14 protein-coding genes and 1 pseudogene are annotated in these 15,136 nt (G+C 69.9%); 11 read left to right on the top strand and 4 right to left on the bottom strand.

Features of this window, described 5'->3' with window-relative positions; translation table 11 throughout:
* Window positions 1-2: 2 nt before the first annotated feature.
* Window positions 3-893 carry a LysR family transcriptional regulator gene (locus U4Z31_RS21850; protein ID WP_321796780.1) on the bottom strand — a complete coding sequence of 297 codons (891 nt, stop codon included), beginning with the start codon at window positions 891-893 and terminating at the stop codon, window positions 3-5.
* A 162-nt stretch (window positions 894-1,055) separates the two neighbouring features.
* Here U4Z31_RS21850 and U4Z31_RS21845 point away from each other — a divergent pair, with 162 nt between their 5' ends.
* From U4Z31_RS21845 to U4Z31_RS21830, 4 genes and pseudogenes are all read left to right on the top strand, one after another.
* Window positions 1,056-1,829: an SDR family NAD(P)-dependent oxidoreductase gene (locus U4Z31_RS21845; RefSeq protein ID WP_321811371.1), complete on the top strand. Its 774-nt coding sequence runs from the start codon at window positions 1,056-1,058 to the stop codon at window positions 1,827-1,829.
* A 183-nt stretch (window positions 1,830-2,012) separates the two neighbouring features.
* The gene (locus tag U4Z31_RS21840; protein ID WP_321811370.1) at window positions 2,013-3,467 is read left to right on the top strand and encodes an MFS transporter; all 1,455 of its coding nucleotides are present in this window, start codon (window positions 2,013-2,015) and stop codon (window positions 3,465-3,467) included.
* A 70-nt stretch (window positions 3,468-3,537) separates the two neighbouring features.
* Window positions 3,538-4,494 (top strand): 2-hydroxyacid dehydrogenase, encoded by a 957-nt coding sequence (locus tag U4Z31_RS21835; RefSeq protein ID WP_321811369.1) that lies wholly within the window; start codon window positions 3,538-3,540, stop codon window positions 4,492-4,494.
* A 10-nt stretch (window positions 4,495-4,504) separates the two neighbouring features.
* Window positions 4,505-5,562, top strand: a pseudogene (locus U4Z31_RS21830) (L-idonate 5-dehydrogenase).
* Between the two features lie 104 nt (window positions 5,563-5,666).
* Here the strand turns inward: U4Z31_RS21830 and U4Z31_RS21825 are convergent.
* Window positions 5,667-6,866, bottom strand: coding sequence for an MFS transporter (locus tag U4Z31_RS21825; protein ID WP_321811368.1), 1,200 nt, complete (start codon window positions 6,864-6,866; stop codon window positions 5,667-5,669).
* 312 nt (window positions 6,867-7,178) lie between these two features.
* Between U4Z31_RS21825 and cynR the strand changes: the two genes are divergently transcribed.
* Entirely contained in the window at window positions 7,179-8,039 is an 861-nt protein-coding gene (cynR, locus tag U4Z31_RS21820; RefSeq protein ID WP_321811367.1) for a transcriptional regulator CynR, read from the top strand.
* A gap of 57 nt (window positions 8,040-8,096) precedes the next feature.
* Here the strand turns inward: cynR and U4Z31_RS21815 are convergent, their stop codons facing one another.
* Window positions 8,097-8,819 (bottom strand): FadR/GntR family transcriptional regulator, encoded by a 723-nt coding sequence (locus U4Z31_RS21815; RefSeq protein WP_185640885.1) that lies wholly within the window; start codon window positions 8,817-8,819, stop codon window positions 8,097-8,099.
* 202 nt (window positions 8,820-9,021) lie between these two features.
* Between U4Z31_RS21815 and U4Z31_RS21810 the strand changes: the two genes are divergently transcribed.
* From U4Z31_RS21810 to U4Z31_RS21800, 3 genes are all read left to right on the top strand, one after another.
* Entirely contained in the window at window positions 9,022-10,341 is a 1,320-nt protein-coding gene (locus tag U4Z31_RS21810) for a C4-dicarboxylate transporter DctA (RefSeq protein WP_044844246.1), read from the top strand.
* 103 nt (window positions 10,342-10,444) lie between these two features.
* The gene (alc, locus tag U4Z31_RS21805; protein ID WP_124488263.1) at window positions 10,445-11,452 is read left to right on the top strand and encodes an allantoicase; all 1,008 of its coding nucleotides are present in this window, start codon (window positions 10,445-10,447) and stop codon (window positions 11,450-11,452) included.
* Between the two features lie 14 nt (window positions 11,453-11,466).
* The gene (locus tag U4Z31_RS21800) at window positions 11,467-11,991 is read left to right on the top strand and encodes an ureidoglycolate lyase (RefSeq protein ID WP_044844245.1); all 525 of its coding nucleotides are present in this window, start codon (window positions 11,467-11,469) and stop codon (window positions 11,989-11,991) included.
* A gap of 216 nt (window positions 11,992-12,207) precedes the next feature.
* Here the strand turns inward: U4Z31_RS21800 and fur are convergent, their stop codons facing one another.
* A complete protein-coding gene (gene fur / locus U4Z31_RS21795; protein ID WP_011350926.1) occupies window positions 12,208-12,636 on the bottom strand; it encodes a ferric iron uptake transcriptional regulator in 429 nt (142 codons plus the stop codon).
* Between the two features lie 142 nt (window positions 12,637-12,778).
* Here fur and U4Z31_RS21790 point away from each other — a divergent pair, with 142 nt between their 5' ends.
* The 3 genes from U4Z31_RS21790 to U4Z31_RS21780 all read left to right on the top strand — a co-directional run bounded on the left by U4Z31_RS21790 (window position 12,779) and on the right by U4Z31_RS21780 (window position 15,136).
* Window positions 12,779-13,585 (top strand): outer membrane protein assembly factor BamE, encoded by an 807-nt coding sequence (locus U4Z31_RS21790; protein ID WP_044844162.1) that lies wholly within the window; start codon window positions 12,779-12,781, stop codon window positions 13,583-13,585.
* Between the two features lie 65 nt (window positions 13,586-13,650).
* A complete protein-coding gene (dapB, locus tag U4Z31_RS21785; protein ID WP_044844161.1) occupies window positions 13,651-14,448 on the top strand; it encodes a 4-hydroxy-tetrahydrodipicolinate reductase in 798 nt (265 codons plus the stop codon).
* Between the two features lie 19 nt (window positions 14,449-14,467).
* The gene (locus tag U4Z31_RS21780) at window positions 14,468-15,136 is read left to right on the top strand and encodes a MotA/TolQ/ExbB proton channel family protein (protein WP_321811366.1); all 669 of its coding nucleotides are present in this window, start codon (window positions 14,468-14,470) and stop codon (window positions 15,134-15,136) included.

The raw sequence follows: 15,136 nt of genomic DNA, 5'->3' as shown, positions 1-15,136 counted from the left end.
TTTTATTGCGCGGCGTTCGCCGTCACCTGCTCGAGCGCGTCGACGAACGCGCGCTTCAGCGGGCTGTCGAGGTCGGTCCACGCGAGGCCGATGCCGGTCCGGTGGCCGGCCAGGTCGAGCGGCCGCGCGAGCACGTTCGGCGGCAGCGCGCTCGCGGCTTCCGCCGGGATCAGCCCGATCCCCATGCCGGCCGCGACGAGCGCGAGCATCGTCGTGAATTCCCCGAACTCCTGCGCGATCTCGAGTGTCGTGCCCGCGCGGCTCAGTGCCAGCAGCATGTCGTCGTGAAAGCCGGGCGCGTAGCGGCGCGCGAGCACGAACGCGGGCTGGCCGCGCAACGCGGACGGTGAGATCGTGTCGTGCGCGGCGAGCGGGTGGTCGAGCGGCAGCGCGACCACGAAGCCTTCCTCGAGCACCACGCGGGTGTCGATGCCCGCATACGCGGCCGGCAGCCGGATCATCCCGAAATCGATGCGCCGGTCGCGCAGCGCGGCGATCTGGTCGGGCGTCGGCAAATCCTTCAGTTCGAGCGCGATCAGCGGATAACGCTCGCGCATCGTGCGCAGCACGGCCGGCAGCAGCGCCGGCAGCACCGACGACACGAACGCGATGCGCAGCGTGCCGATCTCGCCGCGGCTCGACAGCCGCGCCATCTGCTCCGCGCGCGCGGCCTGCTGCAGCGTCGCCCGCGCTTCGGGCAGGAACACGCGCCCCGTATCGCTGAGCTCGACCTTGTGACGGTCGCGCTCGAACAGGCGTGCGCCCAGATCCTCCTCGAGCGCCTTGATCTGCATGCTCAGCGCGGACTGCACGATGAACAGGCGCTGCGCGGCACGCCCGAAATGCAGTTCTTCCGCGAGCGTGACGAAGGCGCGCAATTGCTTGAGTTCCATGGTGGGCGGGCGGTAGCGAACGGTGAAGAGAACGGTGATCGGATTTCATGATAACCGGATCAAAAAAGACCATTGGCGCGACGCCCGGCCGAGCGCCGAAGATACCCTCGACGCGAGACCGGCCGCGACCGGCGGTCGGCTCGATGGCACGGGGAGACATGCATGAACAACGCGCTTGACCGGTTCCGCCTGGATGGCCGCCGCGCACTGATCACGGGGTCCGGACGCGGGATCGGCCTGACGCTCGCCCGCGGGCTCGCGGAGGCCGGTGCGGCGATCGTGATCAACGATCGCAATGAGGAGAAGGCCGCGACGCTCGCGCGCCATTTCCGCGAGGAAGGCTTCGCGGCCGACTACGCGGTGTTCGACGTCGCCGAGCACGCGCAGGTGCGCGCGGCGATCGACGATTTCGAGGCGCGCGTCGGCGCGATCGACATCCTCGTGAACAACGCGGGCATCCAGCGCCGCGCGCCGCTCGACGTATTCGACCCGGACGACTGGCACGCGCTGATTCGCGTGAACCTCGACGGCGTGTTCAACGTCGCGCAGGCGGTGGCGCGCCACATGATCGCGCGCGGCCGCGGCAAGATCATCAACATCTGCTCGGTGCAGAGCGAGCTCGCGCGGCCGACGATCGCGCCGTATGCGGCGACGAAGGGCGCGGTGCGGATGCTGACGAAAGGGATGTGCGCCGACTGGGCGCGCCACGGCATCCAGGCGAACGGCCTCGCGCCCGGCTATTTCGAGACCGAACTGAATCGTGCGCTGGTCGACGACGCGGCGTTCTCCGACTGGCTGTGCAAGCGCACGCCGGCCGGCCGCTGGGGGCAGGTCGACGAGCTGTGCGGTGCGGCGATCTTCCTCGCGTCGGCCGCATCCGATTTCGTGAACGGCCAGACGCTGTTCGTCGACGGCGGGCTGACCAGCGCCGTCTGAGCGGCGACGCTTGCGCCGTGAGCGCAGCGTCGTTGCGCCGGTGAGCGCCGGCCAATGCCGGCTAGTGCCGGCTAATGCCCGCGCGCGCCGGCATCCGAATGCCCAGAAGAGCCCGCCCCACGAGCGGGCCGATATCCCGGTGCGTCTCGCGCCGGGTTCCGGAACGGAACGCAGGAGACAACGATGGATCGCACTTCCCCGCCGCCCGCGCGGCGCGATGCAATGCCCGGCACGGACGCGCCGGCCGATGCCGCCGAGCGTCGCGGCGTCGACACGCAGCAGCTGAACCGCGCGGCATGGACCTGCTCGCTCGGCAGCGCGCTCGAATACTACGATTTCGCGCTGTACACGCTCGCGTCGGCGCTGGTCTTCGGACCGCTGTTCTTTCCCGCGCAAACCGCCGAGATGCGGTTGATCGCGAGCTTCGGCACGTACTTCGTCGGCTTCGCGGTGCGCCCGCTCGGCGGCGTGGTGTTCGGCGTGCTCGGCGATCGCGTCGGCCGTAAGTTCGTGCTGACCGCGACGGTGCTGCTGATGGGCGTCGCGAGCACGCTGATCGGCGTGCTGCCGACCTATGCGAGCGCCGGCTACTGGGCGCCCGCGCTGCTGGTGCTGCTGCGCATCCTGCAGGGCCTGGGTGCCGGCGCGGAGCAGGCCGGCGCGGCCGTGCTGATGACCGAATACGCGCCGCCCGGCAAACGCGGCTTCTATGCGTCGCTGCCGTTTCTCGGGATCCAGCTCGGCACGCTGCTCGCGGCGGCCGTCTATTTCCTGCTGCTCGCGAACCTCGAGCGCGTGACGGACGGCTGGGGCTGGCGCGTGCCGTTCCTGTTCAGCGCGGTGATCGTCGCGGTCGGACTCTACATGCGCGTGCGGCTGCACGAGTCGCCGACCTTCGTGCGGCTCGAGAAGCGCGCGCAGGTGTCGGCGAATCCGCTGAAGAGCGCGGTCCGGCATTCGAAGCGCACGCTGCTGATCGGCATCGGCCTGCGGATGGCCGAGAACGGCGGCTCGTCGATCTACCAGGCGCTCGCGGTCAGCTATCTCGCCGGCGTGATCGGGATGAAGGGGCCGATCGGCGCGCTCGCGCTGGTGTGCGCGGCGACCGTCGGCGCGTGCACGGTGCCGCTGGCCGGGCGGTTGAGCGATCGCTACGGCCGCGTGCGCGTGTACCGCACGTTCGCGTGGCTGCAGCTCGCGCTCGCGTTTCCGGTGTGGTGGATCTTCAGCCAGGGGAACGTGGTGGCGAGCGTGATCGCGATCTCGATCGCGCAGGGCTTCGCGAACTGGGGGATGCTCGGCGCGCAGGCCGCGCTGCTGCCCGAACTGTTCGGCGCGCGGCATCGCTACATGGGCGTGTCGTTCTCGCGCGAAGTGTCGGCCGTGCTCGCGGGCGGGATTGCCCCGCTCGTCGGCGCGACGCTCATCGCGACCGTGATCGCGCGGCACGGCGGCGACCATGCGGCGGGCGTGCAGGCATGGGTACCGATCGCCGCGTACCTGGTGCTGCTGACGCTGATCACGCTGTTCACCACCGCGCGGATGCCGGAGACGTTGAACCGCGATCTCGACGATCCGCTCGACGCCGCGCAGGCGCAATCGGCCCCGGACGCCGAATCGCTCGCACGGCATGCATGAACGGGCCGGGCGGCCGACGCGGCCCGGCACGCATTCGACTTTCAACGCTTTTCGACAGGAGCAAGCGCAGATGGCGCACGAATCGAACCGGCGGCCCGAGCTGCTGATGACGGGCCCTTACCAGCCGTGGGACGACGCATGGCTGTCGACCGGCTACGACGTCCATCGGTTGTGGGAGGCCGCCGATCGCGCGGCATGCCTCGCCGAACACGGCGCCGGCGTGCGCGCGATCGCGACGCGCGGCGACCTCGGCGCCGACGCGGCGTTGATCGCCGCGCTGCCGAAGCTCGAGATCATCGCGTGCTATGGCGTCGGCACCGATGCGATCGATCTCGCGGCCGCCCGCGAGCGCGGGATCCGCGTGACCAACACGCCCGACGTGCTGACCGGTGACGTCGCCGATCTCGGCATCGGCCTCACGCTCGCGCTGCTGCGCCGGATCGGCGCCGGCGACGCGTACGTCCGCTCCGGCGCATGGTCCGACGGCGACATGCCGCTCGTCACGCGCCTGTACGGCAAGCGCGTCGGCATCGTCGGCTTCGGCCGGATCGGTTCGACGCTCGCGCGCCGGCTGTCGGGCTTCGACGTCGAACTCGGCTACTTCGACGTCGCGCCGCGCGACGACAGCCAGCATCGCTTCTTCGGCCGGCTGGCGGAACTGGCCGGCTGGTGCGACGTGCTGATCGTCACGCTGGCGGGCGGCGCGTCGACCCGCCACCTCGTCGACGCGGGCGTGCTCGACGCGCTCGGCCCGCGCGGCTATCTGGTGAACGTGTCGCGCGGCACGACCGTCGACGAGCCCGCGCTGCTCGACGCGCTCGAACGCGGCGCGATCGCCGGCGCGGCGCTCGACGTGTTCTGGAACGAGCCGCGCATCGACCCGCGTTTCCTCGCGTTGCCGAACGTGCTGCTGCAGCCGCATCATGCGAGCGGCACCGTCGAGACGCGCCAGGCGATGGGCTGGCTCGTGCGCGACAACCTCGCCGCGCACTTCGCCGGCGCGCCGTTGCTCACGCCGGTCGTCTGAGGAGGCTGTCATGCGTATGCGTTGCATGTGTCTCGTGATCCACGGGCCGAACGACCTGCGGCTCGAAGAGCAGGACGCGGGCGAGATCGGCCCGGGCCAGGTGCGCGTCGAGGTCGCGATGGGCGGCATCTGCGGCTCCGATCTCCATTACTTCCGGCACGGCGGCTTCGGCGCGATCCGGCTGCAGCAGCCGATGGTGCTCGGCCATGAAGTTGCCGGCACGGTGGCGGCGGTCGCACCGGACGTGACGTCGGTGAAGGTCGGCGATCGCGTCGCGGTGAATCCGAGCCGCCCGTGCGGCGCGTGCCGCTATTGCCTCGAAGGGCTGCCGAACCAGTGTCTCGACATGCGCTTCTACGGCAGCGCGATGCGCATGCCGCACGTGCAGGGCGCGTTTCGCAACGCGCTCGTGTGCGATGCCGCGCAGTGCGTGAAGGTGGCGGACCATGTGCCGCTGTCGCTCGCGGCGCTCGCCGAGCCGTTCGCGGTCGGGCTGCATGCGGTGTCGCGCGCGGGCCCGCTGATCGGCCGGCGCGTGCTCGTGTCGGGGTGCGGGCCGATCGGCGTGCTGGCGGTCGCGGCGGCGCGGGTGCACGGCGCGGCGGAGATCGTCGCGACCGACGTGGTCGATGCGCCGCTCGAGGTCGCCCGCGCGCTCGGCGCCGACCATACGATCAACGCGGCGGCCGACACCGGCTGGGTCGCGCGCTACGGTGCCGACAAGGGCACGTTCGACGTGATGATCGAGTGTTCGGGCAATGCGCGCGCGCTGCGCGACGGTCTCGACGTGATGCGGCCGCGCGGCGTCGTCGTGCAGCTCGGGCTCGGCGGCGACGTCAGCCTGCCGCAGAACGTCGTGGTCGCGAAGGAGCTGTCGATCTGCGGCTCGTTCCGCTTCCATGCGGAATTCGCGCTCGCGGTGCAGCTGATCAATGCCGAGCGTGTCGACCTGCGCCCGGCCGTGACGGGCGTGTTCCCGATGCGCGACGCGAATCGCGCGTTCGAGCTGGCCGGCGACCGGCAGCGCGCGATGAAGGTGCTGATCGTTTCGCGGACGCGGCGGCATGATCGTCTGCTGATGGCGCGCGACGGCGCGCAAGGCAAAAAAGGCAAAGAAGGCACGCCCGCGATTGGCGGAGCGTGCCTTTTTCATCGGCTGGAGCGAAACCGGATCATTGCGTGACTTGCCGCGCGCCGATCCGCTGCGACGCGAGCCACAGGGCGATCAGCACGCCCGCGAGCGCCGTGCCCGCGATGCACACGCCGCGCCAGCCGTCGATGCCGTACGCGACGCTCGCCGCGAACGATCCGAATGCGCCGCCGACGAAGTAGCTCGTCAGGTAGATCGTCGTCACGCGGCTGCGCGCGTGGCCCGCGAGTGCATAGATCACGCTCTGGTTCGAGATGTGCATGCCCTGCACGCCGACGTCGAGCAGCAGGATCCCCGCGATCAGCGCGACGAGCGAATGCGCGCCGGCCGCGATCAGCGCGAACGACGCGAGCACGGCCGCCGCGAACAGGCCGGTCGCCGCGTTGCCGTGGCCGCGATCGACGAGCCGGCCGGCCGACGTCGCCGCGAGCGCGCCCACCGCGCCGACGATCCCGAACAGGCCGATCTGCCCTTCGGAATAGCTGTACGGCGGCTGGCTCAACAGGAACGTGAGGCCGGTCCACAGCAGGCTGAAGCACGCGAACACGAGCGCGCCGTAGGCCGAGCGCAGCGCGATCAGCGGCTGCGCACGCAGCAGCGCGACCAGCGAGCGCATCAGCGCCGCGTAGTCGAGCCGCGCGTGGCGGCGATCCTTCGGCAGCTTCACCGCGAGCACGCCGCTCAGCGCGAGGATCATCACCGCGGCGATGCCGTACACGGCGCGCCAGCCGAACCCGTCGGCGATCGCGCCGGCCGCGACGCGCGCGAGCAGGATGCCGAGCAGCAGCCCGCTCATCACGGTGCCGACCGCGCGGCCGCGCGTGCGCGCGTCGGCGAGCGACGCGGCGAACGGCACGAGCAGCTGCGTCGAGCACGTGACGAAGCCGAGCGCGATGTTCGCGACGACGAACATCGTGAAGTTCGTGCTGAACGCGACGGCGGCCAGCGCGATCACGTTGAGCACGAGCAGCCGCACGATCAGCGTGTGGCGGTTGACCGCGTCGCCGAGCGGGACGATCAGCAGCAGGCTCGCCGCATAGCCGAGCTGCGTCAGCGTGACGAGATAGCCGAGTTCGGCGGGCGGGCGGCCGAAGCTGTGCGCGATCGCGGCGAGCAGCGGCTGCGCGTAGTAGATGTTGCCGATGACGATGCCGCACGCGCAGGCGAACAGCAGCGTCATCGCGCGGGTCAGGGGAGGATGGTTGTCTTGATGCGGTTCCATGGTCGCGAAAGAAACAGCGGTGCCGGCCGGCGGCACGGGCCGTCGGCAACGCGGGGTTGCGGAAATCGGGGCCGGCGTCAGCGGATCGACGATGCGCGCGATGCGCGCCGGGCGGCGCGTGGCCGGCGCCCGGTCGGGGCGGCGGCGTAACGTCGTGCGGCGGGCGGGGAGGGCGGGCCCGGCGGGCCGCTCCGGTGCGGCGGCCAGTCGGCGTGCGCGGGAGCGGATGTGCGTATGATGCGGGAACCGAACCATAGCGTCCAAGACTGGATCCTTATGGTATCAATTGGTTCTACCAATACCCGGGCCGCCATGCTACTCCGCCACATCCGCTATTTCCTGGCCGTCGCCGAGCAGCGCAGCTTCACGCGCGCGGCCGATGCGCTGCACGTGTCGCAGCCGACGCTGTCGCAGCAGGTCCGCCAGCTCGAGGACATGCTGGGCGTGCCGTTGTTCGACCGCTCGGGCCGCACGGTGCGGCTCACCGAATTCGGCGAGGTCTATGCGCGCCACGCGCGCGCGGCGCTGCACGACGTTGCCGATCTCGGCAGCGGCTCGCTGCGGCTCGCGATGATGCCGACCTTCGCGGCCTACCTGAGCGGCTCGCTGATCGATGCGTTCCATGCGGATTTCCCGAACGTCGCGCTGACGATCGACGCGATGTCGCAGGAGCGCATCGAGGCGCAGCTTGCCGACGACCGTCTCGATGCGGGCTTCGCGTTCATGCCGCCGCGCGCGCCCGACATCGACGCGCTGCCGCTGTGGGACGAACCGCTCGCCCTGGTGACGGGCCGCGCGCACCGCTTCGCCCGCCACCGCCGCGCGCTGAGCCCGGCCGAACTCGCCGGCGAGCCGCTGGTGCTGCTGAGCCGCGCGTTCGCGACGCGCGCGAGCATCGACCGGTATTTCATCGAGCAGGGTGTGCAGCCGAGGATCGCGATCGAGACGAATACGACCAGCGCGGTGCTCGAACTCGTGCGCCGCGGGCGGCTCGCGACGGTGCTGCCCGACGCGATCGCGCGCGAGCGCGGCGACTTGTGCGCGCTGGAACTCGATCCGCCGCTGCCGTCGCGCACGGCCGCGCTGCTCACGCGCAAGGGCGCATACCGCAGCGTCGCGGCGCGCGCGTTCATCGAGCGCGCGCTCGCGTATCGCGATCCTTCGGGGGGATGACCGGTACGACCGGCGAACCGCTGTCGCGCCGGCCGCGACCGTAGGCCGGCGGCTGCGTCAGGTGCCCGGCGTCGGGAAGAAGATGCCCGCGCGCTGCGCGGCGTTCGCGATGTGCGTCTCGATCGCGGTGCCGGCCGCGGCCGCATCGCGGGCGATCAGCGCGTCGACGATCGCGCGGTGCTCGTGCCACGTCGACAGCAGCAGCTCGCGCCGGTAGAACGGCATGCGCTGGCTTTCCTTCATGATGTCGGCGCTGCTGCGCAGCACCGACTCGATCGCCGCGTTGCCCGCGAGATGGATGATCCGCATGTGGAAGTCGAAGTCGAGCTGCGACGCTTCGTCGAGCGCGCTGTCGGTCAGCGCGACGTGCAGGTCGGCGAGGTTGTCCTCGAACCACGCGATGTCGTCGTCGCTGACGACGTGCGCGGCCATCCGCGCGGCGAACCCTTCGAGCGCATAGCGCATCTGGTACGTATCGGGCGGCGACGACTGCTCGGCGAATTGCCACGGATGCGCGGCCGACGCCTGCGCGCTTTCGACGTACACGCCCTTGCCGGCGCGGATGCGCAGCATCCCGAGCGCCTCGAGCGTCGACAGCGCCTCGCGCAGCGACGCGCGGCTGATCTCCAGCTCCTCGGAGAGCTGGCGCTGGGCCGGCAGCAGGCTGCCGACCGGATACACGCCTGCCTCGATCCGGTCGCGGATCGTCGCGATGGCGGCGTCGGTCACGGTGTGCGGAACGTTTTTCATGATGTGAACGATGGCCGGTCTGACCGGCATTGTAATCCGCACGCGCGCGGTGCACGACCGGCCTACGGGAAAGCCACGATCCGCCCCCGCACGGTGCGGGGCACAGGGGCGGGAAATCCCTATTTTGTCCGTCCTTGACTCGACTATATCGGCTTCCTACTATCCACCATAACATCACTGGTCTTACCAGTATGAACAGACGAAACTGCAACCGTTGGATCGGGAGAGCGCCGTGTCGAAATTCCTCAATTCGCTGTTTGGCCGGGTAGTCGTCGCATTGATCCTGGGGGTCGCGCTCGGCGCGTTCTTCCCGCATTTCGCCGAGTCGCTACGGCCGCTCGGCGACGGCTTCCTGAAGCTCATCAAGATGGTCATCGGCCCGATCGTGTTCTGCGTCGTGGTCAGCGGGATGGCCAATGCGGGCGACCTGAAGAAGGTCGGCCGGGTCGGCCTGAAGGCGGTCGTCTACTTCGAGATCATGACGACGCTTGCGCTCGGCATCGGGCTCGTCCTCGCGTGGCTCACGCGCCCCGGCGTCGGCATGAACATCGACCTGCGCTCGCTCGACGCGGCCTCGCTCTCGACGTACGCGAAGAACGCCGAAAGCCTGAAGGACACGGCCGGCTACCTGATGAAGATCATCCCCGAGACCGCGATCGACGCGTTCGCGAAGGGCGACATCCTGCAGATCCTCGTGTTCGCGGTGCTGTTCGGCTCGGCGCTGTCGCTGCTCGGCGACAAGGCGCAGCGCGTCAATTCGCTGATCGAGGAACTGTCGCACGTGTTCTTCCGCATCATCGGCTTCATCATCAAGCTCGCGCCGCTCGGCGTGCTCGGCGCGATCGCGTTCACGACCGGCAAGTACGGCGTCGCGTCGCTCAAGCAGCTCGGCTACCTCGTCGCGGTGTTCTACCTGAGCTGCTTCGTGTTCGTCACGGTCGTGCTCGGCGCGGTGATGCGTCTCGCGGGCTTCTCGGTGTTCAAGCTGATCCGCTACCTGCGCGAGGAACTGTCGATCGTGCTCGGCACGGCGTCGTCGGACGCGGTGCTGCCGCAGGTGATGAGCAAGCTCGAATACATGGGCATCAAGGATTCGACGGTCGGCCTCGTGATCCCGACCGGCTATTCGTTCAACCTCGACGGCTTCTCGATCTACCTGACGCTCGCCGTGCTGTTCATCGCGCAGGCCACCAACACGCCGCTGTCCACGCACGACCTGATCGTCGTGCTGCTCGTGTCGCTCGTCACGTCGAAGGGCGCGCACGGGATTCCCGGGTCGGCGATCGTGATCCTCGCGGCGACGCTGTCGGCGATTCCCGCGATTCCGGTGCTCGGCCTCGTGCTGATCCTGCCGGTCGACTGGTTCGTCGGCATTGCCCGCGCGCTGACCAACCTGATCGGCAACTGCGTCGCGACGGTGGTCGTCGCCGTGTGGGAGAACGACATCGACCGGGCCCGTGCGAAGCGCGTGCTGAACCGCGAACTGCGCTACGTGGCCGACGAAACCGGCAGCGCCGCGCCGGTCGCCGGCGACCAGGCCCACGCGCTCTGAGCGCACCCGCGCGCGAAGCGGCCTCCCGGGCTGCTTCGCGCGAACGAATGTCCCGTGGCCGGCGCGACGATGCGCCGGTCCTTGCCAAAATAATGGAGACGACATGGCAGCCCCCATCCTCGACCCGAACGCGCCGGCTTTCACGCGGCGCTACATGAACCTCGCCGACCCGCGCCTGGGCGCGCAGGCGCTCTTCGCCAGCGACGAATTCTTCGCGCCGAAGGAGCGCATGCTGAATCCCGAGCCGGCCGTGTTCATTCCCGGCAAGTACGACGACCACGGCAAGTGGATGGACGGCTGGGAAACGCGCCGCAAGCGCACCACCGGCCACGACTTCTGCGTGGTCCGGCTCGCGCGGCCGGGCGTGATCTACGGCGTCGATCTCGATACGAGCCACTTCACCGGCAACTTTCCGCCGGCCGCGTCGATCGAGGCCTGTGCGGTGGACGGCGACACGCCGCCGGACGACACCGAATGGCGCACGATCGTCCCCGCGACGACGCTGCAGGGCAATTCGCATCACTACGTGAGCGTCGACGATGCGCAGCCGGTCACACACCTGCGCGTGAACCTGTATCCGGACGGCGGGCTCGCGCGGCTGCGCGTGTACGGCCAGCCGCAGCGCGACTGGCGCCACGTGCCGGCGGGCGAACTCGTCGATCTCGCGGCGATCGAGAACGGCGGCTACCTGGTGGCCGCGAACAACCAGCACTTCGGTCCGGCCTCGCAGATGCTGATGCCGGGGCGCGGCGCGAACATGGGTGACGGCTGGGAAACGCGGCGCCGCCGCGAGCCCGGCAACGACTGGGCGATCGTCGCGCTGGCGCGGCCGGGCATCATCCGGCGCGTCGAGGTCGATACGGCGTTCTTCAAGGGCAACTTCCCCGACCGCTGTTCGCTGCAGGCCGCGCACGTCGCCGGCGGCACCGACGATTCGCTCGTCACGCAGGCGATGTTCTGGGCCGAACTGCTCGGCGAGCAGAAGCTGCAGATGGACCACGTGCATACGTTCGACCAGCTCGCAACGCTCGGCCCCGTCACGCACGTGCGCTTCAACATCTTCCCGGATGGCGGCGTGTCGCGCCTGCGTCTGTGGGGCGAGCCGGCTTGAAGGAGGGCATCGGCATGAGCGGACCACACATCCTGCGCGTCGAGCGCCTGACCCGCGAGGCCTTCGCGCCGTTCGGCGACGTGATCGCGCTCGAAGGCGCGCGGCATTTCCCGATCAACGGCGGCACGACCGAGCGCTTCCACGATCTCGCGACGATCGACGTCTGCGCGGACGGCGGCCGGCCGCTCGTCAGCGTGTTTCGTGCGCAGCCGCGCGCGCTGCCGGTGGCGATCACGCTGATGGAGCGCCATCCGCACGGCAGCCAGGCGTTCATCCCGCTGGCGGCCGTGTCGCGCTATGCGATCGTCGTCGCGCCGGCCGGCGAGTTCCGGCCCGACGCGATGCGCGCGTTCCTCGCCGAAGGCTGGCAGGGCGTGAACTACGCGAAGGGCGTCTGGCACCATCCGCTGCTCGCGCTCGACGCGGTCAGCGACTTCGTGATCGTCGACCGTGGCGGCCCGCAGCCGAACTGCGACGAGATTCCGCTCGACGACGCGTGGGCGCTCGAGTTCGAGCCGGCGTGCGCGAGCACGGCCTGACGCGCGGCGAAGGCGGCGTCAGGCATCAGGTTTGAAGCGGCTCAAGCGGCGCAAGCTCCGCGCGGCGCCAGCAAGGCTCGCCGCCGCGCGGATCGACCGAAAACGTTCCCGACCCGGCCCGCACGCGACGTGCGGGCCGTTTTTCCATCCCGAAAACAACACGGCCCGGGCGGCGGGATGCCGGCCGGGCCGTCGCGCGTGCGCGCAGGGTGCGGATCAGTGCTTGCGGTGCGGGCAGTTCTCGGTCGTGCAGGAACCGTACATCGCGAGCGAATGTTCCTGGAGCCGGAAGCCGCGTTCCTTGGCGATCGCTTGCTGGCGGCCTTCGATCTCGGCATCGAAGAATTCCTCGACGCGGCCGCAATCGAGGCAGACGAGGTGATCGTGGTGCGAACCTTCATTGAGCTCGAACACGGCCTTGCCGGATTCGAAGTTGCTGCGCGTGAGCAGGCCGGCCTGCTCGAACTGCGTCAGCACGCGGTAAACGGTGGCGAGCCCGATGTCGAGCTGCTCGTTGAGCAGGTTGCGGTAGACATCTTCGGCCGTCAGGTGACGCACCGGGCTTTGCTGGAAGATCTCGAGAATCTTGAGGCGCGGTAGGGTGGCCTTTAGCCCGATATTCTTGAGATCCGTCGGATTGGTCATGGCTAGGCATCCCTAGAGTACAATGCAGGGCTTCAATGTTACCGGCTTTTCGCCGTTCCAGAAACACGCGCGACCCGCGACGCGGGCCAGCTCGGTGACGGAAATGTTCCCGGAATCCCTTTCGCACTATCAGAGGAGTCGCATGCGGAGTGCCATCATCGCTGCCGCCGCCGTTGCCGCGCTGGCTGGTTGTTCGTCGTACGACAGCGTGACGCAGCGCATCGCGCAGAGCATCACGCCCTATCGGATCACTGTCGTGCAGGGCAACTTCGTGTCGCAGGAGAAGGCCGCGCAGCTGCAGGCCGGAATGACGCGCGAGCAGGTGCGCGCGTTGCTCGGCACGCCGCTGCTGTCGGACATGTTCCATGCCGACCGCTGGGATTACCTCTTTTACTTCAAGCGCGGCTCGACGTCCGTCGTCCAGCAGCGCGACCTCGTGCTGACGTTCTCGGGCGATCGCCTCGCGAGCTGGACGGGCGCCGACAACCTGCCGTCCGAACTCGACCTGCTGGCCGATATCGACGGCGATCGCGGCGGCAAGAAGGCGAAGGCCGCGGCCGCGGCGAAGAAGGCGTCCGAAGCCGCCGCTGCCGCGGCTGCGGCGAGCGCCGCGCAGGCGACCGCTGCCGCGAGCCCGTCCGTCGAGCCGGTTTCCGGCGCGGCGGTCGACCAGGATGCGAACGCCCAGGCGGCGCGCGCGGCGAACCGCGCGACCAACCAGGTGTCGGGGCAGGGCACGACCGCCCGCCGCTTCACGCCGTCCGCGCAGGCCTCGGGCGGCGCGCCGGTGCCGGGCGGCCAGCCGCCGGGCGCCGCGCCGGCGATCCAGCCGCAGTTCCAGTTCCATCGCCCGCCGCAGCCGAACGCGTCGAACGAGGCGTCGCCGCCGGTCGGCCCGCAAGGCTCGGACAACCTGCAGAACCAGCCGCTCACCGCGCCGGCCCAGTAAGCGGCCGGCGTGCGGAAACAGGGCGGCATGCGCCGCCCGCCTTTAGACCTGTCGTGTAGAAAGCCATGAAGATTGCGATTGCCGGTGCATCGGGCCGTATGGGCCGGATGCTGATCGAAGCCGTTCTCAACGATTCCGACGCGCAGCTCGTCGGCGCGCTCGACCGCGCCGATTCGCCGTTCCTCGGCCAGGACGCGGGCGCGTTTCTCGGCAAGGAAACCGGGATCAAGCTGACCGACGACCTCGACGCCGTGTTCGCGCAGGCCGACTACCTGATCGACTTCACGCGGCCGGAAGGCACGATCGCGCACGTCGCGGCCGCGCTGCGCCACGACGTGAAGCTCGTGATCGGCACGACCGGCTTCACCGCCGAGCAGAAGGCCGAGCTGCAGGCCGCGGCAGGCAAGATCGGCATCGTGTTCGCGGCGAACATGAGCGTCGGCGTGAACGTCACGCTGAAGCTGCTCGAATTCGCGGCGAAGCATTTCTCGCACGGCTACGACATCGAGATCATCGAGGCGCACCACCGTCACAAGGTCGACGCGCCGTCGGGCACCGCGCTGATGATGGGCGAGGCCGTGGCCGGCGCGCTCGGGCGCTCGCTCGACGACTGCGCGGTGTACGGCCGCCAGGGCGTGACGGGCGAACGCGACCCGTCGACGATCGGCTTCGCGGCCGTGCGCGGCGGCGACATCGTCGGCGATCACACCGTGCTGTTCGCCGGGATCGGCGAACGGATCGAGATCACGCACAAGTCGTCGAGCCGCGTGTCGTACGCGCAGGGCGCGCTGCGTGCGGTCCGCTTCCTGTCGGCGCGCGGCGCCGGCCTGTTCGACATGCAGGACGTGCTCGGCCTGCGCTGACCCTCACGGGGAAACTCCGATGGCGATTCCCACCGGCGTTGTCCACTACCTCGAAAGCGGCGATGCGATCACGCACGCCGTCGCCTACGTGCTGCTGGCGATGTCCGTCGCCAGTTGGTGCTTCCTCCTCATGAAAGCCTGGCTGCTGGTCCGCGCGAAGCGGCAGGGGCCGCGCGCGCTCGCCGCGTTCTGGCGCGCGCCGTCGCTCGACGCGGGCATCGCCGCGCTCGCCGGCACCGATCGCGAGCGCGTGTTCGTGCCGCTCGCCGAAGCCGCGCGCGATGCGGCCGACGAACACGATCCGGCGGCGCTCGCCGCGCGTGTCGAGCGCAGCGAACGCGTGCTGCGCGCGCTGCGTCACGCGATGCTGCGCTCGCAGCGGCGTCTCGAGTTCGGCCAGGTGCTGCTCGCGTCGATCGGCAGCACCGCGCCGTTCGTCGGGCTGCTCGGCACCGTATGGGGCATCTACCACGCGCTCGGCAGCATCGCCGCGAGCGGGCAGGCGCAGATCGAGAGCGTCGCGGGGCCGGTCGGCGAGGCGCTGATCATGACCGCGTTCGGGCTCGTCGTCGCGATCCCCGCGGTGCTCGCCTACAACATCCTCGGGCGGCTCGTGCGCCAGCTCGCCGAGGAACTCGACGGCTTCGCGCGCGACCTGCACGTATTCGTGTGCGCGCAGGGCGCCTGA

This window comes from Burkholderia sp. BCC1985, assembly GCF_905339915.1.
Classification (GTDB): Bacteria; Pseudomonadota; Gammaproteobacteria; order Burkholderiales; family Burkholderiaceae; genus Burkholderia.
The sequence above is the reverse complement of the archived record's forward strand: the minus strand, read 5'-3'. Positions and strand labels throughout refer to the sequence as shown.